Source organism: Geodermatophilus poikilotrophus (assembly GCF_900111455.1).
Lineage (GTDB): Bacteria > Actinomycetota > Actinomycetes > Mycobacteriales > Geodermatophilaceae > Geodermatophilus > Geodermatophilus poikilotrophus.
Genome location: NZ_FOIE01000002.1, coordinates 280,692 through 302,025, shown reverse-complemented (window position 1 = coordinate 302,025; position 21,334 = coordinate 280,692). Strand labels below are relative to the sequence as shown.

General features: G+C 76.6%; 21 protein-coding genes. 12 read left to right on the top strand and 9 right to left on the bottom strand.

The features are described from left to right. Window positions 1-150 precede the first annotated feature (150 nt). Window positions 151-1,053 carry a methylenetetrahydrofolate reductase [NAD(P)H] gene (metF, locus tag BMW27_RS05895; RefSeq protein WP_091440525.1) on the top strand — a complete coding sequence of 301 codons (903 nt, stop codon included), beginning with the start codon at window positions 151-153 and terminating at the stop codon, window positions 1,051-1,053. Here the strand turns inward: metF and BMW27_RS05890 are convergent. Together BMW27_RS05890 and BMW27_RS05885 are read right to left on the bottom strand one after the other, a co-directional pair. Beyond that, the gene (locus BMW27_RS05890; RefSeq protein WP_091440523.1) at window positions 1,047-1,715 is read right to left on the bottom strand and encodes a hypothetical protein; all 669 of its coding nucleotides are present in this window, start codon (window positions 1,713-1,715) and stop codon (window positions 1,047-1,049) included. The two genes, metF and BMW27_RS05890, sit on opposite strands and share 7 nt — an antisense overlap. 195 nt (window positions 1,716-1,910) lie before the next feature. Beyond that, on the bottom strand, window positions 1,911-2,648 hold the full coding sequence (locus BMW27_RS05885) for a hypothetical protein (RefSeq protein WP_091440521.1): 738 nt from the start codon (window positions 2,646-2,648) through the stop codon (window positions 1,911-1,913). Window positions 2,649-2,858: 210 nt separating this feature from the next. On the opposite strand from BMW27_RS05885, the gene BMW27_RS05880 reads away from it, so the two are divergent. Genes BMW27_RS05880 through BMW27_RS05865 form a run of 4 tightly spaced genes read left to right on the top strand, consistent with a single transcriptional unit; the run spans window position 2,859 to window position 6,679 of the window. Beyond that, entirely contained in the window at window positions 2,859-3,800 is a 942-nt protein-coding gene (locus tag BMW27_RS05880; RefSeq protein ID WP_091440518.1) for a DUF808 domain-containing protein, read from the top strand. A 46-nt stretch (window positions 3,801-3,846) separates the two neighbouring features. Next, window positions 3,847-4,953 (top strand): sigma-E factor regulatory protein RseB domain-containing protein, encoded by a 1,107-nt coding sequence (locus BMW27_RS05875; protein ID WP_245743327.1) that lies wholly within the window; start codon window positions 3,847-3,849, stop codon window positions 4,951-4,953. Beyond that, complete coding sequence (locus tag BMW27_RS05870) at window positions 4,950-5,870, top strand: ABC transporter ATP-binding protein (RefSeq protein ID WP_091440515.1); 921 nt, start codon at window positions 4,950-4,952, stop codon at window positions 5,868-5,870. Before BMW27_RS05875 ends, BMW27_RS05870 begins: the two co-directional genes overlap by 4 nt. Beyond that, entirely contained in the window at window positions 5,867-6,679 is an 813-nt protein-coding gene (locus BMW27_RS05865; RefSeq protein WP_091440513.1) for an ABC transporter permease, read from the top strand. Before BMW27_RS05870 ends, BMW27_RS05865 begins: the two co-directional genes overlap by 4 nt. A gap of 96 nt (window positions 6,680-6,775) precedes the next feature. On the opposite strand, the gene BMW27_RS05860 is transcribed toward BMW27_RS05865, so the two are convergent. Further along, window positions 6,776-7,585, bottom strand: a complete 810-nt coding sequence (locus tag BMW27_RS05860; protein ID WP_091440511.1) for a lipase family alpha/beta hydrolase — start codon at window positions 7,583-7,585, stop codon at window positions 6,776-6,778. A 57-nt stretch (window positions 7,586-7,642) separates the two neighbouring features. Between BMW27_RS05860 and BMW27_RS05855 the strand changes: the two genes are divergently transcribed. Both BMW27_RS05855 and BMW27_RS05850 read left to right on the top strand, forming a co-directional pair. Continuing rightward, a complete protein-coding gene (locus tag BMW27_RS05855) occupies window positions 7,643-8,299 on the top strand; it encodes a CDP-alcohol phosphatidyltransferase family protein (protein WP_091440508.1) in 657 nt (218 codons plus the stop codon). Window positions 8,300-8,502: 203 nt separating this feature from the next. After that, a complete protein-coding gene (locus BMW27_RS05850; protein WP_091440506.1) occupies window positions 8,503-9,480 on the top strand; it encodes a carbohydrate kinase family protein in 978 nt (325 codons plus the stop codon). Window positions 9,481-9,551: 71 nt separating this feature from the next. Here the strand turns inward: BMW27_RS05850 and BMW27_RS05845 are convergent, their stop codons facing one another. Genes BMW27_RS05845 through BMW27_RS05820 form a run of 6 tightly spaced genes read right to left on the bottom strand, consistent with a single transcriptional unit; the run spans window position 9,552 to window position 14,900 of the window. Then, window positions 9,552-10,202 carry a flavin reductase family protein gene (locus BMW27_RS05845; protein WP_217638051.1) on the bottom strand — a complete coding sequence of 217 codons (651 nt, stop codon included), beginning with the start codon at window positions 10,200-10,202 and terminating at the stop codon, window positions 9,552-9,554. Continuing rightward, window positions 10,199-11,338, bottom strand: coding sequence for a glycosyltransferase family 2 protein (locus BMW27_RS05840; protein ID WP_175486380.1), 1,140 nt, complete (start codon window positions 11,336-11,338; stop codon window positions 10,199-10,201). Before BMW27_RS05840 ends, BMW27_RS05845 begins: the two co-directional genes overlap by 4 nt. Window positions 11,339-11,372: 34 nt before the next feature. Next, entirely contained in the window at window positions 11,373-12,170 is a 798-nt protein-coding gene (locus BMW27_RS05835; RefSeq protein ID WP_091440504.1) for a carotenoid biosynthesis protein, read from the bottom strand. Then, entirely contained in the window at window positions 12,167-13,804 is a 1,638-nt protein-coding gene (locus BMW27_RS05830) for a phytoene desaturase family protein (protein ID WP_091440502.1), read from the bottom strand. Before BMW27_RS05830 ends, BMW27_RS05835 begins: the two co-directional genes overlap by 4 nt. Beyond that, the gene (locus BMW27_RS05825) at window positions 13,801-14,388 is read right to left on the bottom strand and encodes a GNAT family N-acetyltransferase (protein ID WP_091440500.1); all 588 of its coding nucleotides are present in this window, start codon (window positions 14,386-14,388) and stop codon (window positions 13,801-13,803) included. Before BMW27_RS05825 ends, BMW27_RS05830 begins: the two co-directional genes overlap by 4 nt. Next, window positions 14,385-14,900, bottom strand: coding sequence for a YbaK/EbsC family protein (locus BMW27_RS05820; RefSeq protein ID WP_091440499.1), 516 nt, complete (start codon window positions 14,898-14,900; stop codon window positions 14,385-14,387). Before BMW27_RS05820 ends, BMW27_RS05825 begins: the two co-directional genes overlap by 4 nt. A 239-nt stretch (window positions 14,901-15,139) precedes the next feature. On the opposite strand from BMW27_RS05820, the gene BMW27_RS05815 reads away from it, so the two are divergent. From BMW27_RS05815 to BMW27_RS05795, 5 genes are all read left to right on the top strand, one after another. After that, window positions 15,140-15,466 (top strand): DUF6504 family protein, encoded by a 327-nt coding sequence (locus tag BMW27_RS05815; protein ID WP_091440498.1) that lies wholly within the window; start codon window positions 15,140-15,142, stop codon window positions 15,464-15,466. Next, on the top strand, window positions 15,466-15,951 hold the full coding sequence (locus tag BMW27_RS05810; RefSeq protein ID WP_091440497.1) for an SAV_6107 family HEPN domain-containing protein: 486 nt from the start codon (window positions 15,466-15,468) through the stop codon (window positions 15,949-15,951). Before BMW27_RS05815 ends, BMW27_RS05810 begins: the two co-directional genes overlap by 1 nt. Continuing rightward, window positions 15,948-19,757 carry a DNA polymerase III subunit alpha gene (locus BMW27_RS05805; RefSeq protein ID WP_091440496.1) on the top strand — a complete coding sequence of 1,270 codons (3,810 nt, stop codon included), beginning with the start codon at window positions 15,948-15,950 and terminating at the stop codon, window positions 19,755-19,757. Before BMW27_RS05810 ends, BMW27_RS05805 begins: the two co-directional genes overlap by 4 nt. 181 nt (window positions 19,758-19,938) lie before the next feature. After that, window positions 19,939-20,418: a VOC family protein gene (locus tag BMW27_RS05800; protein WP_091440495.1), complete on the top strand. Its 480-nt coding sequence runs from the start codon at window positions 19,939-19,941 to the stop codon at window positions 20,416-20,418. Window positions 20,419-20,557: 139 nt separating this feature from the next. Then, complete coding sequence (locus BMW27_RS05795) at window positions 20,558-21,316, top strand: class I SAM-dependent methyltransferase (protein WP_091440494.1); 759 nt, start codon at window positions 20,558-20,560, stop codon at window positions 21,314-21,316. Window positions 21,317-21,334 lie beyond the last annotated feature (18 nt).

Here is a 21,334-nt window from a genome sequence, read left to right as displayed (position 1 = left end):
GCGCGGCCGGGATCGGGGTGGAGTGGGTCAGGGCCACGGGTCGAGCCTCCTGGGGCCGGGGGTGCAGCAGTGCCAGGGGTGCTTCGCCCGACCGGCGCCGTCCGGATGCAGGGCGGCTCCCGGGGTGGCCGGTCCGTATCCTCGCTGTCCATGAGCCGGACCGTGCGCGAGCTGCTCGACGAGGGCCGGCCGACGTGGTCCTTCGAGTTCTTCCCGCCCAAGACCCCCGAGGGCGCCACCCAGCTGTGGACGGCGCTGCGCGACCTGGAGCGGCTGCAGCCGTCGTTCGTGTCGGTCACCTACGGCGCCGGTGGGTCGACCCGCGAGGGCACCGTGTCGGTCACCGAGCGCATCGCCACCGAGACGACGATGACCCCGCTGGCCCACCTGACCGCCGTCGACCACAGCGTCGCCGAGCTGCGGCACGTGGTCAGCCGGCTGGCCGCCGCGGGGGTGCGCAACCTGCTGGCGCTGCGCGGCGACCCGCCGGGCGCCGACCCGCAGGCGGAGTGGGTGGCCCACCCGGAGGGGCTGCAGTACGCCGCGGAGCTGGTCGAGCTGATCCGCTCGATGGGCGACTTCTCCGTCGGGGTGGCCGCCTTCCCGGAGCGGCACCCGCGGTCGCCGGACTTCGACACCGACGTCGCGATGTTCGTGCGCAAGTGCCGGGCCGGCGCCGACTTCGCCATCACGCAGATGTTCTTCCGCGCGGAGGACTACCTGCGGATGCGCGACCGGGTGGCCGCCACCGGCTGCGAGGTGCCGATCATCGCGGGGGTCATGCCGGTGACCAACGCCCGGCAGATCACCCGGATCGTGCAGCTGTCGGGGCAGGCGTTCCCCGAGCAGCTGGCCGCCCGCTTCGCCGAGCTGGACGGCGACACCCCCGAGGCGAAGGCGGCGGTGCGGGCCTACGGCGTCGAGGTGGCCACGGAGCTGTGCCGGACGCTGCTGGCCGAGGGCGTGCCGGGCATCCACTTCATCACCATGAACCGGTCGACGGCGACCCGCGAGGTCCACGCCAACCTCGCGGCGGTCGGTTCCCCTCACTGAGCCGGGTCGGCCGGCCGGCTCCCGGGTCCGGCCGCCGGGGTCCGGCCGGCGCGGTCGGCCAGCAGCGCCGCCGTCTCGGCCGCAGCCCGGCGCAGGCCCTCCCGCTCGGCCGCGTAGCCGCCGATCGTGCCGACCACCGGCAGGTTGGCGAGCGCCCGGTGCCGCAGCTTGCCCTTGGGCCGGGCGTCGAGGGTGTCGTCGATGCGGCTCAGCAGCCGGGCGACCCGCCACAGGGTGCGGACGGCGCTGCGGTCCTCCCTCCCCCCGAGGACGTCGTCGGCGTAGGCGCCACGGGCGCGGGCCAGCAGCGGCCGCACGCGCTCGGCGGGCAGGTCGCGGTCCAGCAGCACCGCCGCCAGCAGCGACACCCGCTCGGCCTCGTCCTGGACGCCGTGCTCCGCGGCCACCCCGCCGACGACCAGCGCCTGGACCGCCGAGCCGACGGTGTTCTGCAACGGCAGCAGGTCGGCCAGCTTGCCGGCGAGGCGGGGGACGGCGCTGACGCCCGCGGCGACGCGGGTCACCCGGTCGGCCCACCACTCCTCGCGCTCGGCCCGGGGCAGCTCCGGTGGGCGGCCCAGCCGGCGGACCAGCGGGGCGGTCAGCCGGTCGACCCGGCGGAGGACGTCGACGACGACCGCGTCGCCGATGGGAGGCGCCATGGGGTCGCTCTACCCCCGGTCGCCGCCGGGCCATGCACGCGGGTGGGCTGGTGGTGTGCGGTTGCGGCGCACTCCGGCCCCCGAACGCGCCGCGAGCGCACACCGCCCGCCGAGGCGGCCGCGTCGCGCGGACGACCGCCGTCCCCCCCACGGCCTGTCCCGAGGGGAGGGGGCTGCGGGCGCTGCCCGAGCGGGTCAGTCCGGCGGCTCGGCCAGCGGCGCCCGGGTGCGGGTCATCAGCTCGACCAGCTCGGCGACCGCGCCCCGCACCGCGGCGATCTCGTCGGCCACCCCGCGCAGGTCGCCGTCCCCCCGGCCGGATAGCGCCGACGTCGCGGCGGTGATCCCGTCGACCTCCGCGGCGCTGCGCTCCAGCCGCTCCAGGTCCGCGAGCTGGCGCAGCTCGGCCGAGAGCAGCGCGGCCTGGTCGCGGTAGCGGATCAGCGCGTCGGCGCGGCGCCCGAGCCGGAGCGCCGCGGCCTCCAGGGCGGCGGACTGGCGGTCCCAGTACTCCGCCGCGGTCCCGGCCGGGCGCAGCCCCAGGGAGACGCGAGCCGAGCGGATGCGCAGCGCGAGGTCGACGATGCGGTCGACGTCGGCCCGGCCGTCGAAGCGGCTCGCCGCCAGCAGCGGCGAGGACCAGGAGGGCTCGCGCACCGTCTCCGTCCACGCCCGCCCGGCGGCCGCGGCGACCCGCGCCTCGGTGGTGTCCCACGCGGCGAACGCCGCCTCGGGTGCCGGCTGCGGCGGCTCGGGGGCCGGAGACGGCACGCGCAGCCGGGCACGGGCGGCCCGGTCCAGCCGGACGGCGACCGCGCGCAGCCGGGCCCGCCGTGACGACGCCTCGCGCCGGGGCGACCGGACGACGACCAGCCGGCCGTCGGTGAGGTACCGGTCCGGCCAGAGCGCCGCGCCGTCGTCCGCCGTCCGCATGGTCCTGCCCTCCTGCTGCGCCCGGTGAGCAGCCCGTCGCTCCAGGGTGCCGGTCCCGGTCGCCGGAGGACGCGCCTCCACGGGGCGTTCGGCGTGTCCCCAGCCGGGTAGTCCTGCCCGAGATGCCGAGCGGGGAGTCGCCCGGTGCGGCCGGACGGGCCATGATCGCCGAGACTGCACACGAGTGCAGACCAACTGGGAGGACGTCACGTGGCCGGTGGACTCGTAGCCCTGTTCGACGACGTGGCGGTCCTGGCGCGCGCCGCCGCCGCGTCCGTCGACGACATCGGGGCGGCTGCAGGACGAGCCAGCGTCAAGGCCGCGGGTGTCGTCGTCGACGACACGGCCGTCACGCCGCAGTACGTGCACGGCCTGGCCGCCGAGCGCGAGATCCCGATCATCAAGCGCATCGCCCTGGGCTCGCTGCGCAACAAGCTGGTGATCATCCTCCCCGCCATCCTGCTGCTCAGCCAGTTCCTGCCGTTCCTCCTCACCCCGATCCTCATGGTCGGCGGGGCCTACCTGTGCTACGAGGGCGCGGAGAAGGTCTGGCACAAGCTCAGCGGCCACTCCGAGGCCCACGGATCGGTGGAGCAGGCGCTCCCGGACGAGAAGACGATCGTGACCGGGGCCGTGCGCACCGACTTCATCCTCTCGGCGGAGATCATGGTGATCTCGCTGAACGAGGTGGCCGACGAGGGCTTCTGGTCCCGCGCGGTGATCCTCGCGGTCGTCGCGGTCGGCATCACGATCCTCGTCTACGGCGTCGTCGGCCTCATCGTGAAGATGGACGACGTCGGGTTGTCCCTGTCCCAGCGCCCCGGGAAGGGGATCTCCCGGTTCGGCCACGGACTGGTGAAGGCGATGCCGCGGCTGCTCACGGCCCTGACCGTGGTCGGGACCGCGGCGATGCTGTGGGTCGGTGGGCACATCCTGCTGGTGGGCTCGGACGAGCTGGGGCTGCACGCCGTCTACGGCGCCGTGCACCACCTGGAGGAACTCGCGCACGACGCCACCGGAGCGCTCGGCGGGGTCGTGGGGTGGCTCGTCAACACCGTGGCCAGCGCGCTCGTCGGGCTCGTCGTCGGGGCGCTGATCGTGCTGGTCATGAACCTCACGGTGCACCGGCGCAAGTCCGCTGCGTCCCACTAGTCGGCCCGGCCCCGGCGGGTCGCCGTCCGCTCGTACCGTGGGGCGCATGGCGGCACGGGGGCGGGGCGCGTCCGCCCGGTGGGCGGCGGTGGGCCTGCTCGTCGCGGTGCTGGTGGCGCTGCCCTCGGTCGTGGCGGCGCTGCCGGCCGACGACGCCGACGCGCCCGCCGCCGAGCTGCGCGCCGCGGTGCTGGCCAGCGAGGACGTGGGCTTCTCCGGCTACGCGGTGTCGGCCGGGGGGCTGGCCCTGCCGGTGTCCGAGCGGCTCACCGACGTCGCCGACCTGTTCAGCGACCGCACCTTGATGCGGGTGTGGTGGCGCGGCCCGGCGGAGCACCGGGTCGACGTGGTCAGCGGAGCCGGGGAGACCGGCGTGCACCGCGACCCCGGCGGCACCTGGACGTGGGACTTCGAGGCCGGCACCGCCACCCGCGGCACCCCGGCGTCTCTCGCGCTGCCCGCCCCGCCGGACCTGCTGCCCGCCGCCCTCGGCCGCCGGCTGCTGTCCGAGGCCGCCGACGACGAGCTCTCCCGCGCCGGAGCGCGCCGGGTGGCCGGCCGCGACGCGCTGGGGCTGCGGCTGGTGCCTGCCGATGCCGCCTCGTCCGTCGGTCGGGTCGACGTCTGGGTCGACCCCGCCAGCGGGCTGCCGCTGCAGGTGGAGGTGTTCGCCGAGGACGCCGACCTGGCGGCGCTGGACACCCGCTTCCTCGACCTGGACCTCGCCGTCCCCCCGGCGGACGTCGTCGCCTTCACCCCGCCGCCGGAGGCCACCCTGCTGACCGCGCCCGACACCGAGGGGCTGATCGCGCAGGCCGAGGAGCGGGCGCCGGACGTGCGGCTCCCGCGGGAACTGGCCGGCCTGCCGCGGCGGAGCTTCGAGGGGGTGCCCGACGCGGTCGGGGTGTACGGCCGCGGCGTGACCCTGCTGGCGGCCGCGCCGGTGCCCGGCCGGCTGGCCGGGGGGCTGCGCGAGGCGCTGACCGCGAGCCCGGACGCCGTCACCGACGAGCTCGGCACCCGGGTCGCCGCGGGCCCGCTGGGGTTGATGCTGGTGACCCCGCCCGACGGCCCGGCCTACGTGCTCACCGGCACGGTCACCCTCGACGCGCTGGCCGACGCCGCCCGCCGGCTGCCCGGGGCCGCGTCATGAGCTCGGTGATCCGCACCCGGGGGCTGGTCAAGCGCTACGGCCGGCTGCGCGCGGTCGACGGCATCGATCTCCACGTCCGCGCCGGTGACGTCTACGGCTTCCTCGGCGCCAACGGCTCGGGGAAGACGACGACGGTGCGGATGCTGCTGGGCCTGGTGCTCCCCACCGCCGGCGAGGTCGAGCTGCTGGGCGGGCGGATGCCGCGCGCCGGCCGCCGCGTGCTGCCCCGTGTCGGCGCGCTGGTCGAGGGGCCGGCGCACCACGGGCACCTGTCCGGGCGGGCCAACCTCGGGCTGATCGACGCCGCCGGGCCGGGCGGCTCCCGGCGCACCCGCCGGGCCCGGATCGAGGAGGTGCTCGAGCAGGTGGGGCTCGGCGGCATCGACCGGCGGCCGGTGCGCGCCTACTCCCTCGGCATGCGGCAGCGGCTGGGGCTGGCCGCCGCGCTGCTGCGCCGTCCCGAGCTCCTGGTGCTCGACGAGCCCACCAACGGCCTGGACCCGCAGGGGATCCACGAGATCCGGGACCTGCTGCTCGAGCTGAACCGCGGCGGGACGACGGTGTTCCTCTCCAGCCACCTGCTGGCCGAGGTCGAGCAGCTGTGCACCCGCGTCGGCGTGCTCGACCGCGGCCGGCTGGTGCTGCAGGACGAGCTGGCCCGGCTGACCGCGCCCACCGGCGCCACGGTGGTGGACACCCCGGCCGCCGACCGGGTGCGGGCGGTGCTCGACGGGCGGGTGCTCGGCGTCGACGGCTCGCGGGTGGTGGTGCGCGGCACCGACCCGGCCGAGGTCAACGCGGTGCTCGTGGGCGCGGGGGTGCCGGTGACGGGGCTGGCGCTGCAGCGGCCCACCCTGGAGGAGGTCGTCCTCGCCGCGGCCGGCACCAGCGCCGACCGGGTGGAGGCGGCCCGGTGATCGGCGTCGAGCTGCGCAAGCTGTTCCGCCGTCCGCGCACCTGGGTGACGATCGCCGTCCTCAACGCGCTGCCGGTGCTGGTCGCCGTCCTCGTGCAGCTGACCGACCTCGCGCCCCGGCCGGGGGAGGGGCCGCCGTTCCTGTCCGCCGTCCTGACCAACGGCGCGCTGTTCCCGCTGGCGGCGCTGGCCATCGTGCTGCCGCTGTTCCTGCCCATCGCGGTCGCCGTCGTCGCCGGGGACGCCGTCGCCGGCGAGGCGCAGGCGGGCACGCTGCGCTACCTGCTGGTCCGCCCGTCCGGGCGCACCCGGCTGCTGGTCGCCAAGCTGGTCGCGCTCATGGCGTTCGTGCTGGTGACCGTGCTGGTGGTGGCGGGCGTGGGCTACGTCGTGGGGACGACGCTGTTCGACGCCCAGCCCGTCGGCGGCGGGACGTCGGTGTCGGGCACCTCGCTGTCGCAGCAGGAGCTGGCCGGCCGCAGCCTCATGGCGATCGGCTACGTGACGGTCTCCATGCTCGGCGTCGCCGCCTTCGGGCTGTTCTTCTCCACGCTCACCGACTCACCGCTGGCCGCCGCGCTCGGCGCGCTCGCCGTGCTGGTCACCTCCTCGCTGCTGTTCACCCTGGACGCCGCCTCACCGATCGCGCCCTACCTGCCCACCCGGTACTGGCTGGCGTTCGTCGACCTGTTCCGCGACCCGGTCCTGTGGCGGGACGTCGTGCGCGGGCTGGCGCTGCAGGGCGTCTACGTCGGCGTGCTGCTGGCCGCGGCCTGGGCGAACTTCACCACCAAGGACGTCACCAGCTAGCAGCGCACCGGGCGGACGTGCGCCGCGGCCGGTGAGGGGAGGACCTCGGCGCGCCCCAGCGGTGGTGTTCCTTCGAGACGGGCGGACAGCCGCAGGTCAGCGGCTCAGCCGGCCGCAGTCCGCGGGGCCCAGCGCGGACGGGGCGGCGACCCCGAGCTGCTCGAGCACCATCGCCTGGACCAGCGGGTCGCGCGGCAGGTCGCCGTGGGCGACGCGGGCGTCCGCGCAGACCGACTGCACCGGCAGCTCCAGCGCCCCCTCCAGCCGGGCGGACTCCGGCGGGGTCACCGTCTGGTCCTGCGCCGTCCAGATCGAGATCCAGACGGGCCCCTCCGGCGTCTCGTCGCCGGCGTTGAGGTCGACCAGCAGCGGGCTGCCGGGGGCGAGCTGCCGGCAGGCCTCCGGGCACTGGTCCGGGGCGAGCGACCCGGCCAGGTCGGCCAGTGCGGTGCCGTGGTGCGGGGAGCCGAGCGTGACGATGCGGCGGGCGACGTCCGTGCCGCCGTCGGCCGCCCACAGCCGGGCGACGACGCCACCGGCGGAGTAGCCGACGACATCCACGCTGCCGGCACCGGTCCGCTCCAGCGCCGCGTCGGCGGCCTCGTCCAGCACGTCGGCGGACTCCCCGAGGTCGCCGGTGCCGTTCCCGGGGACGGCGACCACCGTGGCGTCGCGCCCCTCGGCGGACAGCCGGTCGGCCAGCGGCTGCAGCGACGCGGTGGAGCCGCCGTAGCCGGGCACCAGCAGCACCGGCCCGGGTTCCGACTGCGACACCGGCTCCCGGCCGGCGGCGCCCGACAGCCGGCCGAGCAGCAGGGTCGCGCCGGTGACCAGGACGGCGACGACGACGAGGACCAGGACGGTGACAACGAGGCGGCGGCGGGCGGGGGAGAGACCGGCGAGCACCCCACCACTGTCCCCGGCCGCCGCAGCCTGGTGGACTGCGCTGGTGGAGCGGGCGCCGTGCTGAGCCGCGAGGAGTACCTCGCCGCCTGGTCGACGTGGCACGGCGGGGCCGACCCGACGACCAGCCGGCTGGTGCACGGCTGGTTGTCCGGGGTGTACGCGCTGGCCCGCCGGTTCGCCGGGCTGCCGCCGGTCGCGGTGACCGTCGCGGGGCTGCTCGTCGCCGTGGCCGCCGTCGTCCCGGCCGCGGCCGGCGGTCCGTGGCTGGTGCTCGCCGGGGTGCTGGTCGGGTGCTCCGCCCTCCTCGACGGGTTGGACGGCGCGCTCGCGATCGCGACCGGCCGGGCGTCGCGCCGGGGTTTCGTCCTGGACTCGGCCGTCGACCGGCTCAGCGAGGGGGGGTTCGCCGCCGCGCTCTGGGTCGCCGGCGCCCCCGGCTGGCTGGCCGCGGGGTTCGGCGCGCTCTGCTGGCTGCCGGACTACCTGCGCGCCCGGGCCGGGCAGGCCGGCGTCACCGAGACGGGGGAGCTGTCGGTCTGGGAGCGCCCCACCCGGGTGGTGATGACCGGCTTCACCCTCGGCGGGGCCGGGGTGGTGGCCGGCCTCGGGTGGGCCGAGGCAGTGGTCACCTGCGGGACGGCGGTCGGCTGCCTGCTCGGCGTCGTCGGCGTCGCCCAGCTCGGGACGGCGCTGCGGCGGGCGCTGGCCGACTGAGGGAGGACCCCCTGCCCCCGCCGCTCGGAGGAGGACCCCGTCCTGCCCACCCCTCGTGAGCTCAGGTCGGGACCCGGGACGGGGCCTGCGGGTCCCTGGAGGGTGGCCGCGGGCGCGGTGCCCGGGCGGCTCCTAAGGTGTGGGCGTCGTCTTCCGACGTCCACCGGGCGTCCCGCCGCACGCCATCCCGAGGGAGCGCCCCCGTGCCCGTCGTCGTCACCGGCTCCATCGCCACCGACCACCTGATGACCTTCCCGGGGAAGTTCACCGAGCAGTTCGTCGAGGGCCAGATGGAGAACGTGTCGCTGTCGTTCCTGGTCGACGACCTCGTGCAGCACCGCGGCGGCGCCGGGGCCAACATGGCCTACGGGCTGGGCCTGCTCGGGCTGGCGCCGGTGCTGGTGGGCGCCGTCGGCAGCGACTTCGCCGACTACGACGCCTGGCTGAAGAGGCACGGCGTCGACACCGCGAGCGTGCACTGGTCGGAGCTCAAGCACACCGCCCGCTTCGTGTGCACGACCGACGCGGTGAACAACCAGATCGCGTCGTTCTACTCGGGCGCGATGTCGGAGGCCTGCTCCATCGAGCTGGCCCCGGTCGCCGACCGCGTGGGCGGGCTGGACCTGGTCGTCGTCGGACCCAACGACCCGACGGCCATGGTGCGCCACACCCGGGAGTGCCGGGACCGCGGCTACGCCTTCGTCGCCGACCCCAGCCAGCAGCTGGCCTGGGCCGACGGCGAGATGATCCGCGACCTGGTCGACGGTGCCGACCTGCTGTTCACCAACGAGTACGAGGCCGCCCTGCTGCTGCAGAAGACCGGGTGGAGCGACGGCGAGGTGCTCGACCGGGTGGGCACCTGGATCACCACGCGGGCGGCCGACGGCGTGCTCGTGCGGCAGGCCGGGGCCGAGCCGATCGAGGTGATCGCCGTCCCGGAGACCAAGCCGGTCGAGCCCACCGGTGGCGGCGACGCGCTGCGCGCCGGGTTCATCGCCGGCCGGGTCTGGGGGCTGGGCCTGGAGCGGGCCACCCAGCTGGGCTCGGCGGTCGCCACCGAGGCGGTCGAGGTCATCGGCACCCAGGAGTACGAGCTGCGGCGCGAGCCCTTCCTGGAGCGCTTCGCCGCCGCCTTCGGCCCCGGCGCCGCCGACGAGGTCGCCGCGCACCTGCCGGGCTGAGCCCGCGCAGCCGCGGGGGGACCGGGGTCCGAACGGCGGAACGGAGCCTGACCGCGGTGCGGCGGGTCCGGCTACTCCCGGCGCAGCTGCTCGCCGATGGTCGGGTCCTCGGACCACCGGCGGTAGGGGATCCGCTTGATCTCCTTGACCTCGCCCAGCGCCGTCCACTCGTTGCCGCCCAGGCGGGCCAGCGGCCGCAGCCGCTCGATGCGCGGCCGGCCCTCCTCGACGGCGCTCTCCCACACGCTGATGAGCTGCACCCGGCCGAACACCACCGTGCTGTCACCCAGGCGCACCGTCGAGTGCAGCGTGCACTCCACCGCGACGGGTGACTCCGCGACCCGGGGGACGCCGACCCGCTCGCTCGGCTCCAGCGCGACACCGACCTCCTCGGCCTCGCTGACCCCGTGCGGGAAGTCGGTGCCCGTGGCGTTGACCTGCTCGAACAACCACTCCGGGGTGAGGCTGACGGTGAACTCCCCGGTCGCCTCGACGTTGTCCAGGGTGTCCTTGCGGCCGACCGAGGTGAACTGCACGACCGGTGGGGACACGCACGCCACCGTGTAGAAGGAGTGCGGCGCCAGGTTCACCAGCCCCTCGGCCGAGCGGGTGCCCACCCAGGCGATCGGGCGGGGCACGACGATCGAGTTGAGCACCCGGTAGAAGGCGCCGCCGTCCATGGCCGTGGGGTCGAAGTGGACGCGGGTGTTCGGGCTGGTCACCCGGTCATGGTCTCCCGCGCGGCCGGGACGCCGCCGACCGGGCGGCCGCGCCAGGACAGCGTGCCCCGCCGTCTGCCCGCCACCGACCCGGCCAGCAGGACGTCGAACAGCAGCATCGACAGCGGGTGCGCCAGCGAGTCCGGCCAGACCCGGCTGCCGGTCGCCGCGGCCGACACCGCCCGCCCGGCCACGCCCGCCGCGTAGCCGACCAGCCCCGCCCGCGACCCGCGCAGCGCCGCGAGGGCGGGCAGCACCCAGACGGCGGTCAGCCCGGCCGCGACCGCCACGCTGGCTCCCGGCGACCCGCCGACCGAGGCCCACAGCGACTTGGCGTAGCCCGCCCGCAGCGCCGGCCAGCCGTCGTACATCCGGCAGGCGGCCAGCCGCGACCCGTCGACCGGCACCGCCCGACCACCGGCCCGCTTCACCGCCCGCGCCAGCGCGACGTCCTCGATCACCTCGCCGCGCACCGCGCCGTGCCCGCCGGCCCGCGCGTACGCCGACCGCCGGACGAGGAGGAACTGGCCGTTGGCCGCGGTCAGCGACGGTCGCCGGGACCGTTCGGCCAGCCGCACCGGCAACGTGGTGATCCACAGCCACGGGCCGAGCGGCTGCACCAGGCGCTCGGCCGCGGTCGCGGTGACCGGCCGGGGCCAGGGGGAGACCAGGTCCAGGCCGTGCGCGTCGAGGACGGCGACCGCGCCGGCCACCGCGTCGGGGAACAGCCGCACGTCGGCGTCGAGGAAGACCAGCACGCCGTCGCCCGGCTCCTCGCCGGTGGCCGCTCCGGTGGCGCAGGCGTGCGGCTTGCCCAGCCAGCCCGGCGGCGGGTCGGCGGCGGCGACCAGGCGCACCCGCAGGTCGGCCACCGAGCGGACCACGTCGGCGGTGCCGTCGGTCGAGCCGTCGTCCACCACGACCACGCGCAGGTCGGGCACCCCCTGCTGGGCCAGCACCGCGGTCAGGCAGCCGCCGACCTGCGCCTGCTCGTCACGCACCGGGAGCACGACGGTGACCGGCCGGCGCACGGGCGGCGGCCCGGCCGGCGGGCGGCGCACCAGCGCCACGTTGACCGCCGCGTGCAGCGCTCCGGCGACGGCCGCGCCGGAGAGGACCCGCAGCAGCCGGCCGGTCACGGTGTGGTGTCCGTGCGTGACCTCGCGGGCTCGGTCACGGCCGGCGGGCCTGCACCGCCAGGGCGACCAGCACCGGGACGGCGAGCAGCACTCCCCATGTCGCCGACCCGGGCAGCCCCAGCCAGCCGGCGTGCGCAACCGCGCCGCCGAGGGTCATCCAGCCCAGCACCAGCAGCGGGGCGCCGTCGCCGGTGCGCGGCGGCTCCGGGGCGGCGCCCGCGACCAGCAGGTCGAGCAGCGTCATGAGGACGAGGCCGGCGAGCAGCCAGCCGGCCAGGTTGGTCAGCGGGACCGTGTCGATGCCCGGCAGCGACGGCCGCGGGTGCGCCCAGGTCCAGTAGCCGGCCTGCACCATCTGCGGGTCGAGGACGACGTCCCACGCGGCGAAGACCGCCGCGGCCACCCCGACGCGGGCCGCGCGTCGCCCGCCCCGGGTGAGCCGGCGGGCCAGCAGCCAGCTCGGCCAGGCCATCATCAGCCAGGCCAGCGGCACGAGGAACGGGACGCCGAGCAGCGTGGGCCCGAGGTCGTCGCTGTAGGTGTACTCGCCGTAGGGGAACCCGGTGGCCAGGCCGACCGACTCGAACACCACGGCGGTGGCCGCGGTGACCAGCAGGACCCCGGCGCCGGTGCGGGCGCCCCGGCTGACCGTCGCGTGCACCACCGACACCGTCGAGCCGAGCAGCACGATCGTCCAGCTGACCGCGTCGCGGACCGCACCCCCGGCGTCGGTCAGGGGGTAGGCGATCGCGGTGAGCACCAGCAGCACCGCGGGCACCCACGGCAGCGCGGCCGTCCGGCTGCCCTGCCGCGCGAGGGCCGGACCGCTCACCGGCGGACCCGGGCCAGCCCGCGCCGGAGGGCCTCGCGGGCGCGGGCCGGCACGCCGCGGTCGCCGAGCACGACGCGGGCCGCCGTCCGCCCGGAGTTGCCCGACACCCCGCCGCCGGGGTGCGTGGAGGCGCCGGCGAGGTAGAGCCCGGCCAGGCCGGGCACCCGGTAGCCCGCCAGGGCCGGTGTCGGCCGGAGGGCGAACATGCTGGCCAGCCCCATCTCCACGTGCATGACGTTGCCACGCAGCAGCGACAGTTCGCGCTCCAGCAGCAGCGGGGTCTGCACGTACCTGCGCTGCACCGAGGCGGCGAAGCCGGGCGCGAAGCGGTCGACGGCGGCGACCAGCCGGTCGGCCTCGGCGTCGGCGAGCGCGTCCCAGTCGGCGCCGTCGGCCAGCGCGTAGGGGTACCACTGGCCCCACACGGTGACCACGTGCTGCCCGGGCGGGGCGAGGGTGTCGTCGGTGGCGGAGAAGCACATCGCCAGCGGCACCGGTTCCCGCGGCAGGCGGCCGGCCAGCCAGTCGCCGTGGGCGGCGGCCAGCTGCGCGCGGTCGGTGCACAGCAGCTGCAGCCCGCCCGACGCCGTCGCCGGGTCGACCCCGGGGTAGGACGGCGGGGCGTCGGTGAGCGCCCGGACCACCAGGCCGAAGCCGTTGCCCACCGGTGGCGCGGCGTCGGCCAGCGCCGGCGGGGCGTGCTCCCCGGCCAGGTCGCGGGTGGCCAGCACGTGGCACGCGGCGACGACGACCGGGGCTGCGACCCGCCGTCCCGACGCCGTCCCCACGCCGGTGACCCGGCCGTCCTCGACCAGCAGGCGGGCGGCGCCGTCCCCGAGGGTGACGTGCCCGCCGTCGGACTCCAGCCGGCGGCGCAGCGCCTGGGTGAGCCCGCCCGAGCCGCCCACCGGGTGGCCGGGCGGGACGTCGTGCAGCAGCGTCGCCCACGCGACCATCGCCGCGGTGCCGGGCTCGGACACCGGCGGGCCGGACTGCGCGCCGAACCAGGCCAGCGCCGCCTTGAGCCGCTCGCTGGTGAACCAGCGGTCCAGCAGCGCGTCGCCGGAGCCGAGGAAGTCGACGGCGATGTCGCCGCCAGGGGTCCGCGGCCGGCCGTCGGTGGGTGCGCCGATCGGCCAGAAGGACCGGGCCAGGCCGCCCACGGTCGGCCGCCGCGCGAAGGAGCCGACGACGGCGCGGCTGCGCGGGGCCCACACCTCGACGAAGCGGCGGTAGGCGGCGGCGTCCTCGGGTCCGCAGGCGTCGGCGATCGAGGCGCAGGTGGCGTCCAGGTCGACGGAGAACACCAGCGGCCGGCCGTCGGGCCCGGGGTCGCCGGGGGAGGGGGCGGGCGCGAAGCCCCACGGGTCGCAGTCGACGTAGCGCAGGCCGTGCGCGGCGAGGTCGAGCTCCTCGACGATGCCGCTCTGCCGGACGATGACGTGCGCGCTCGACCCCCGGTCGACCCGCACGCCCGGCCACCGCTCCACCGTGGAGACCGCACCGCCGAGCACCTCGTCGCGCTCGAGGACCTCCACCCGCAGCCCGGCGCGGGCCAGGTAGCAGGCGGCGACCAGCCCGTTGTGCCCGGCGCCGACGACGACCGCGTCGACGGAGGTGTGACCGTCGTTCACGCGCGGTCGGACCGGGGTGCAGGGGGCGCGAGCGGCAGGGGGGCGCCGAGGATCGCGAAGGGGCGCGAGTCGCCGGGGAAGCGGTGGTTGCGGGCCAGGTCGACGAAGCCGTCGGCGTGGTACAGCCGGAAGGCCTTGGTGTCGTTGTCCGGGGTCGACAGCAGCGCTGCCGGGTAGGGCAGGCCGGCCACCAGGGCGTGCAGCAGCTGGCGGCCCAGCCCGCGGCTCTGGTGGTCGGGGTGCACGTGCAGCTCGCAGACCTCGAAGGCGCCGGGCAGCCAGCGCTTCGCCGTCCGCCGGTCGAGTGCGGCGCGCACCTGGTCGTGCCACCACTGGCCGGGGGCGATGAGGTAGCCGTAGCCGAACCCGACGAGGACCTCGCCGTCGCGGGTCTGCAGGAAGGCGCCGACCGCGCGGAAGCCGGGGCGCTCGGTGTGCTGGATGGCGTAGCCGTACCGGCCGGCGACCACCGAGGGGCTGTAGCCCATCGCCTCGCCGTAGATGGCCAGGGCCTCGTGCATGTGGTCGCGCAGCCACCCGGTGGGCAGCTCGGTGACCCGCGCCGCGGGCGTCGTGCCGGTCATCGGGCCTCCACCGTCTCGGGCCGGACCTGCGGGCCCTCGCCGACCTCCGCGGCGGTCCCGCCGGTCAGCCGCAGCAGCTCCTCGTAGCTGGTCGGGAAGACCGCGTGCGGGTGGCCGGCGGCGGCCCAGACCCGGTCGTGCCGGGCCAGTTCGACGTCGACCAGCGTGCCGATCGGCTCCGGGTGGCCGATCGGCGCGACGCCGCCGATGGGCTGGCCGGTGTGCCGGCGCACGGAGTCGGCCGACGCCGGGCGCACGGCGCGGACGCCGAGCAGCGCGGCCACCTTGGCGACGTCGACCCGGTGCGCGCCGCTGGTGAGGACCAGCAGGGGCGCGCCGTCGACGTCGAACAGCAGGCTGTTGGCGATGGCCCCGATCGGGACGCCGAGCTCTCCGGCCGCCTCGGCGGCGGTGCGGGCGCTGCCGGTGAGCTCGAGCACCTGACCGGCCACGCCGGCCTCGGCCAGGAGCGAGGAGACGGCGGCCACCCGCGGGTGCTCGGGTCGGCTCATGCACCGATCCTGCCACCGGCCCGGACGGTCCGCTCCCGACCCCGGGCTCCCCGGAGGGCCCGGAGGCCACCCCGCACACCGATCGCGCGCCCGCTTGACGCCGTCGGTGCCGTCGGGTGTACTCGACGCTGTTCGAACAGGCGTTCGAACACGTCGGCCTCCCGCCGCACCCGGGTCCTTCCCCACCCGGTGCGGCGGGCCGGGGCCGGTGGGGCGGCGCAGCGGGTGGGGAGTCTGTCATGAGCCGGGTGCTGAGCGGGGTCGGCGGGCGGGTCGGCGAGGAGGTGCAGGTCGAGCGCGGGCCGCTCGGGCCGGCGCAGTTCTGGCGCGGGCAGTCGCGGTACGTCGTCGGTGAGCTGCTCGACTCCTGGGTGGAGACCGTCCCGTGGTGGCAGCGCGGTGCCGGGGTGACCGGTGGCGCCTCCGCCGAGCTGGTCGCCGGCCGCGAGGTGTGGCGGGTCGAGGCGGTCCGGGCCGGCCGGTCGCGGATGAGCTTCGCCGGCGTCTTCGACCTCAGCTGGGAGTCGGCGGACAACCGCTGGTCGCTCGTGCGGGTGCACGACTGATGGGAGCCGTCCGCGTCATGGCCGACCAGCTGCCCCTGCCCCCGCCGCTGCCGCAGGCCGCCCGCCAGCTGCTCGACCAGGCATCCCGGGCGCTGACCGAGGCGGCGGCGAGCACCGACGCCCGGCAGCGCTACGCCACCGCCCACCTCGGCGCGCTGCGCGCCGCCGCCGCGGTGCTGGCCGCGCGCACCCGGCCGGAGTCCGGGCGGCGCCGCCCGCGCAGCGCCTGGGTCCTGCTCGGCCAGGTCGCGCCCGAGCTGGGCGAGTGGGCCACCTTCTTCGCCGCCGGCGCCGCCAAGCGGGCCGCCGCCGAGGCCGGGCTGTCCCACGCCGTCACCGACCGCGAGGCCGACGACCTGGTCCGCGACGTGCGCTCCTTCCTCGACGTCGTGGAGAGCACCCTGGGCAGCGCGCCACCGCCGGAGTCGCCCCGGCGCGCGCGTCCCCGGGTGGTCGGCGGGTCCGAGCACCGGAACGGGCGGTGAGGGCCGACCCCTTCGTCCACCTCCACGTCGCCTCGGGCTACTCCATGCAGTACGGGGCCAACCACCCGGCCGACCTGGTCGAGCGGGCGGCCGAGCACGGCATGCGGGCCCTGGCGCTCACCGACCGCGACGGGCTCTACGGCGCGGTGAAGTTCGCGCTGGCCTGCCGCGCGGCCGACCTGCGCCCGCTGTTCGGGGTGGACCTGGCGGTGACGCCCTCGGTGGACACGGCCGTGCCGCCGGCCCTCGCCCCCGTGGTCGGCGGTGCGCACTCGGCGCAGCGCGCACGGGCTCGCCGGCCGGGGGCGCCGGACGACGCACCCGGCCGCGCCGGACGCCGGTCGCCGGCCCGTGGCGGGGCCAGCGTCGACCCGCGGCTGCCCCGGGTCACCTTCCTCGCCCGGGACGGTGCCGGCTGGCGGTCGCTGTGCCGGCTGACCAGTGCCACCCACCTGCGCAGCACGCGCGGGGAACCGGTGAGCTCGCTGGCGCTGGCCGCCGAGCACGCGCCCGGGCTGGTGGCCCTGCTCGGTCCCGACTCCCCGGTGGGCCGGGCGCTGGCAGCCGGCCGGGCCGACGTGGCCTCCGCCCGGCTGGCCGCCTGGCGCGCGGTGTTCGGTCCCGGCTCGCTGGTGCTCGAGGTCGTGCACCACCGCGGCCGGGGCGACCGCTCCCGGGCGCAGGCGCTGCTGCGCTTCGCCGCCGCGGAGGGGGTTCCGGCGGTGCTGACCAACGCCGTCCGCTACGTCGACGCCCTGGACGCGCCCACGGCCGACGTCCTGGACGCGGCCCGCCGGCTGGTCCCGCTGGACGCCCGGCACGTCGACCGGCGCACCGCCGAGGGTCACCTGAAGTCGGGCAAGGAGATGGCCGAGGTCGCCGAGGACCTCGTCGGCCCCGACCGGGACGCGGCGCTGCAGCTGCTGGAGCGCACCGCCCGGCTCGCCGAGCAGTGCGTGGTCGACGTCCGGGCCGACCTCGGCGTCGGCACCGTGCGCTACCCCGAGCTGGACGTGGTGACCACCCCGGCCGAGCAGGGGATGGACCCGTCGGCGGTGCTGCGCGCCCGCTGCGAGGCCGGGCTGGGCCGGCGCGGGATGCCCCGCACCGCGGAGGTGGCCCGGCGACTCGACGACGAGCTGGCGGTCATCGACGTCCTCGGCTACCCGTCCTACTTCCTCACCGTCGCCGACGTGGTCGACCTCATCAAGAGCCTGAGGGTCCGGGCCGCAGCGCGGGGGTCGGGCGCCGGCAGCCTGGTCACCTACCTGCTGGGCATCTCCGACGTCGACCCGATCCGGTACGGGCTGCTGATGGAGCGCTTCCTCTCCCCGCTGCGCCACCAGCTGCCCGACGTCGACATCGACGTGGAGTCCGCCCGCCGGATGGAGGTGTACGACGCGGTCCTCGACCGCTTCGGCGTCCACCGGGTCAGCTGCATCTCGATGCTGGACACCTACCGGGTGCGGCACGCCATCCGCGACGTCGGGGCCGCGCTCGGGCTGCCGCCCGCCGAGGTCGACGCGGTCGCCAAGGCCTTCCCGCACATCCGGGCCAACCAGGTGCACGCCGCGCTCAAGGACCTCCCGGAGCTGCGGGCCAGCCGGCTGGGCTCCGAGCGGGGCGGCGGCACCGGCGACCTCGACCTGCTCTTCGACCTGGTCGCCCGGCTCGACGGGCTGCCCCGGCACATCGCGCTGCACCCGTGCGGCGTGCTGCTCTCCGACGCCACGCTGCTCGACCGCACCCCGGTGGAGAACAGCTACCTGGGCTATCCGATGAGCCAGTTCGACAAGGACGACGTCGAGGAGCTCGGGCTGCTCAAGCTCGACCTGCTCGGCATCCGGATGCAGTCGGCGATCGCGCACGCCCTCGACGAGGTGGTCCGGGTCGACGGGGAGACCGTCGACATCGACGCCGTCCCGCGCGACGACCCGACGACGTTCGAGCTGATCCGCTCGACCCGCACGCTCGGCATGTTCCAGATCGAGTCGCCGGGGCAGCGGGAGCTGGTCGGCAAGTTCGGGCCGGAGACGTTCGAGGACATCGTCATCGACATCTCGCTGTTCCGGCCCGGCCCGGTGAAGAGCGACATGGTCACCCCGTTCCTGCTGGCCCGGAACGGCTGGCGCGCGCCGGTCTACCCGCACCCCGACCTCGCCCCGTACCTGGAGCAGACCGCCGGGGTGGTCGTCTTCCACGAGCAGGTGCTGCAGATCGTCGCCCAGATGACCGGCTGCGACCTGGCCCAGGCCGACGAGGCGCGCCGCGCGCTGGGCGACCGGGAGCTGCACCCGGAGGTGCGGGCCTGGTTCATGCCCGAGGCGGTGCAGCGCTACCCGGTGGAGGTGGTCGAGCAGGTGTGGGAGGTGCTGGTCGCCTTCGGCTCCTTCGGCTTCTGCAAGGCCCACGCCGCGGCGTTCGCGCTGCCCACCTACCAGTCGGCATGGCTGAAGACCCACCACCCGGCGGCCTTCCTCGCCGGGGTGCTCACCCACGACCCGGGCATGTACCCGAAGCGGCTGATCCTCGACGACGCCCGCAACTTCGGCGTCCGGGTGCTGGGCCTGGACGTCAACGCCTCGGCCGGCACCTACCGGGTCGAGCGCCTCGGCACCGACCCTGACGCTCCACCTGAGGTCGAGACCGAGGACGGGTGGGCGCGGCCGGACTGGATGCCGGCGGCGATGCCCGACCCGTCCCGCTACGGCATCCGGCTGTCCCTGGCCGACGTGAAGGGCATCTCCACCGAGGAGGTGGAGCGGGTCGTCGCCGGGCAGCCCTACCGCTCGCTCACCGACTTCTGGCACCGGGCGTCGGTGTCCCGGCCGGTGGTGGAGCGGCTGGTGCTGGCCGGCGGCTTCGACTCCCTCTACGGCTTCGGGGTCCGCGACCGCGAGGCCGGCCGGCCCACCCGCGGCCGCCGGCAGGTCACCCGCCGCGACCTGCTGCTGCAGATCGGCGAGCTGGACCGGTGGAGCCGCAGCGGCGGGGAGGCCGCCACGACCGGGCAGCTCAGCCTCGACCTCATGGGCCTCGAGATGGAGGGCACGGAGCTGCCCGGCGAGGGGGAGGCAGAGGAGCCGGGGCTGGACTGGGCCGAGGGCAGCGGGCTGCCGGAGTTCACCGACGCCGAGCTGGTGCGCGCCGAGCTGGAGGTGCTGGGCCTGGACGCCAGCCGGCACGTCGTCGACTTCTACCGGCCGTTCCTCGCCGCGATCGGCGCGGTCCCGGCCGGCGAGCTGCTCGGCAGTCGCAGCGGAGCCGAGGTGCTGGTCGCCGGGGTCAAGGTGGCCACCCAGACGCCGCCGATCCGCTCCGGCCGCCGGGTGGTCTTCGTGACCCTCGACGACGGCACCGGCTGCACCGACTCCACCTTCTTCGAGGACGCCCAGGGTCCCTACGCCTCGACGGTCTTCCACTCGTGGCTGCTGGTGGTCCGCGGGGTGCTGCGGCGCACCGGCCCCCGCGGGGTCTCCCTGCGGGCCACCGGCGCGTGGGAGCTGCCGGCGCTGTACGAGGCCTGGGAGACCGGCGGGCTGGAGGCGGTGGCCGAGCAGATGGCCGCTCCTGGCGGCTACACCGAGGAGGCGATCGCCGGTGCGGCGGCCTCGCGCGGCTCGCGGCCGGTGGTGGTCAAGCCGGTGCTGGTGCACCCCACGGGGTTCCGGATGTCGCCCTACGCCGACATCAAGCCGGCGGGGGAGGACGCCATGACCGTGGCGCGTCGCGACGCCACCCGCCGGGGGACGTCGTCGGCGCCGCGCAAGCTCTGGCACTCCAGCCCGGGCAGCCCCGGCCACTGAGGAAGGACCCCGTCCTCCTCACCGCTCGCAGGCTCGCGGTGAGCCTCTGGACGGGGCCGGCCCGGGCCGACACCGCGGTCGCAGCCCAACCCGCGCGGCGGCGACCGATGACCTGCGGGCCGGACGGCGGTCTACTCCTCGGCACCCGCACCGGCCGCCCCGCCCACGAGAGGACACCCCGATGCCCAAGCAGATCCCGTGCCTGTGGTTCGACGGCGCGGCCGAGGAGGCCGCCGGCCACTACACCTCGATCTTCCCGAACTCCGCGATCGGCGAGGTCACCCGCTACGGGCCCGGCATGCCGATGCCCGAGGGCACCGCGATGACCGTCTCGTTCACCCTCGACGGCCAGGAGTACGTCGGCCTCAACGGCGGACCGCAGTTCCCGTTCACCGAGGCCATCTCCTTCCAGATCATGTGCGCGGACCAGGAGGAGGCCGACCACTACTGGACCCGGCTGACCGACGGTGGCGAGGAGAGCATGTGCGGCTGGCTCAAGGACCGCTTCGGCGTCTCCTGGCAGGTCGTGCCCACCGAGCTGACCACCCTGCTCAACGACCCCGACCCCGGTCGCGCCCGTCGCGCGACCGAGGCGATGCTCCAGATGCGCCGCATCGACATCGAGGAGATCAAGCGGGCGGCCGACGGGGTCTCGGCCTGAGGAAGGACCTCTGCCCCCATCGCTCGCAGGCTCGCGGCGGGCCCGGGACGGGGCCGCGTGGTGCCCGGGTACACCGCCGTCCGGCGTCCTCCCGTGAACGGACCGGTGCGCGGCACCGACCGCCACTAGGCTCCGACGGGTGCCGCCGTCTGCCCCCACCTCGTCCGCCGCGGACCAGCTGCCCACCCGCGCGGTCGCCGTCTGGGCCGCGCTCGACCCGCTCGTCGCGGCCGGCCGTCGGCTGCAGGTCCTCGACGTCGGTGGCGGCAGCGGCAACTTCGCCGTCCCGCTGGCCCGGCTCGGCCACGACGTCACCGTGGTCGACCCCAGCGCCGACGCGCTGGCCACGCTGAGCCGGCGGGCCGAGAACGCCGGCGTCGGGGCGCGGGTCCGCGGCGTGCAGGGCGACGGCGACCAGCTGCACCAGGTCGTGCCCGCGGGCGAGACCGGCGGGGGCAGCTACGACCTCGCCCTGTGCCACTCGGTGCTCGAGGTCGTCGACGACCCCGCCACCACGCTGCGCGAGCTCGCCCGCGCGCTGCGCCCCGGCGGCACCGCCAGCGTGGCCTCGGCCAACCGCGCCGGCGCGGTGCTGGCCCGGGCGGTCGCCGGCCACCCGGTCGAGGCCCTCGCCCTGCTCGAGGACCGCGACCCCGCGCCGCGCCGTGCCCGCCGCCCCGCCCGTCGCCGGTTCAGCCCCGACGACCTGATCGCCCTGGTCGAGGCCGCCGGGCTGCAGCCGGGCACCTGGCGCGGCGTCTCCGTCGTGAGCGACCTGCTCGACGTCACCTCCGGCGCCGATCCCGACGCGGTCCGCCGGCTGGAGCTGGCGCTGGCCGGCAGCTCGCCCTACCGCGACGTCGCCGCCGGCCTGCACCTGCTCGCGACCCGCCCCTGATGGCCCTGCCCGCTCGGC

Bases quoted from the DNA above. Each gene is read 5' to 3' on its own strand.
- BMW27_RS05885 (WP_091440521.1), bottom strand. From the start codon at position 2,648: ATGCGGACGGCGGACGACGGCGCGGCGCTCTGGCCGGACCGGTACCTC.
- metF (WP_091440525.1), top strand. From the start codon at position 151: ATGAGCCGGACCGTGCGCGAGCTGCTCGACGAGGGCCGGCCGACGTGG.
- BMW27_RS05810 (WP_091440497.1), top strand. From the start codon at position 15,466: ATGGGAGCCGTCCGCGTCATGGCCGACCAGCTGCCCCTGCCCCCGCCG.
- BMW27_RS05800 (WP_091440495.1), top strand. From the start codon at position 19,939: ATGCCCAAGCAGATCCCGTGCCTGTGGTTCGACGGCGCGGCCGAGGAG.
- BMW27_RS05875 (WP_245743327.1), top strand. From the start codon at position 3,847: ATGGCGGCACGGGGGCGGGGCGCGTCCGCCCGGTGGGCGGCGGTGGGC.
- BMW27_RS05820 (WP_091440499.1), bottom strand. From the start codon at position 14,900: ATGAGCCGACCCGAGCACCCGCGGGTGGCCGCCGTCTCCTCGCTCCTG.
- BMW27_RS05890 (WP_091440523.1), bottom strand. From the start codon at position 1,715: ATGGCGCCTCCCATCGGCGACGCGGTCGTCGTCGACGTCCTCCGCCGG.
- BMW27_RS05815 (WP_091440498.1), top strand. From the start codon at position 15,140: ATGAGCCGGGTGCTGAGCGGGGTCGGCGGGCGGGTCGGCGAGGAGGTG.
- BMW27_RS05825 (WP_091440500.1), bottom strand. From the start codon at position 14,388: ATGACCGGCACGACGCCCGCGGCGCGGGTCACCGAGCTGCCCACCGGG.
- BMW27_RS05870 (WP_091440515.1), top strand. From the start codon at position 4,950: ATGAGCTCGGTGATCCGCACCCGGGGGCTGGTCAAGCGCTACGGCCGG.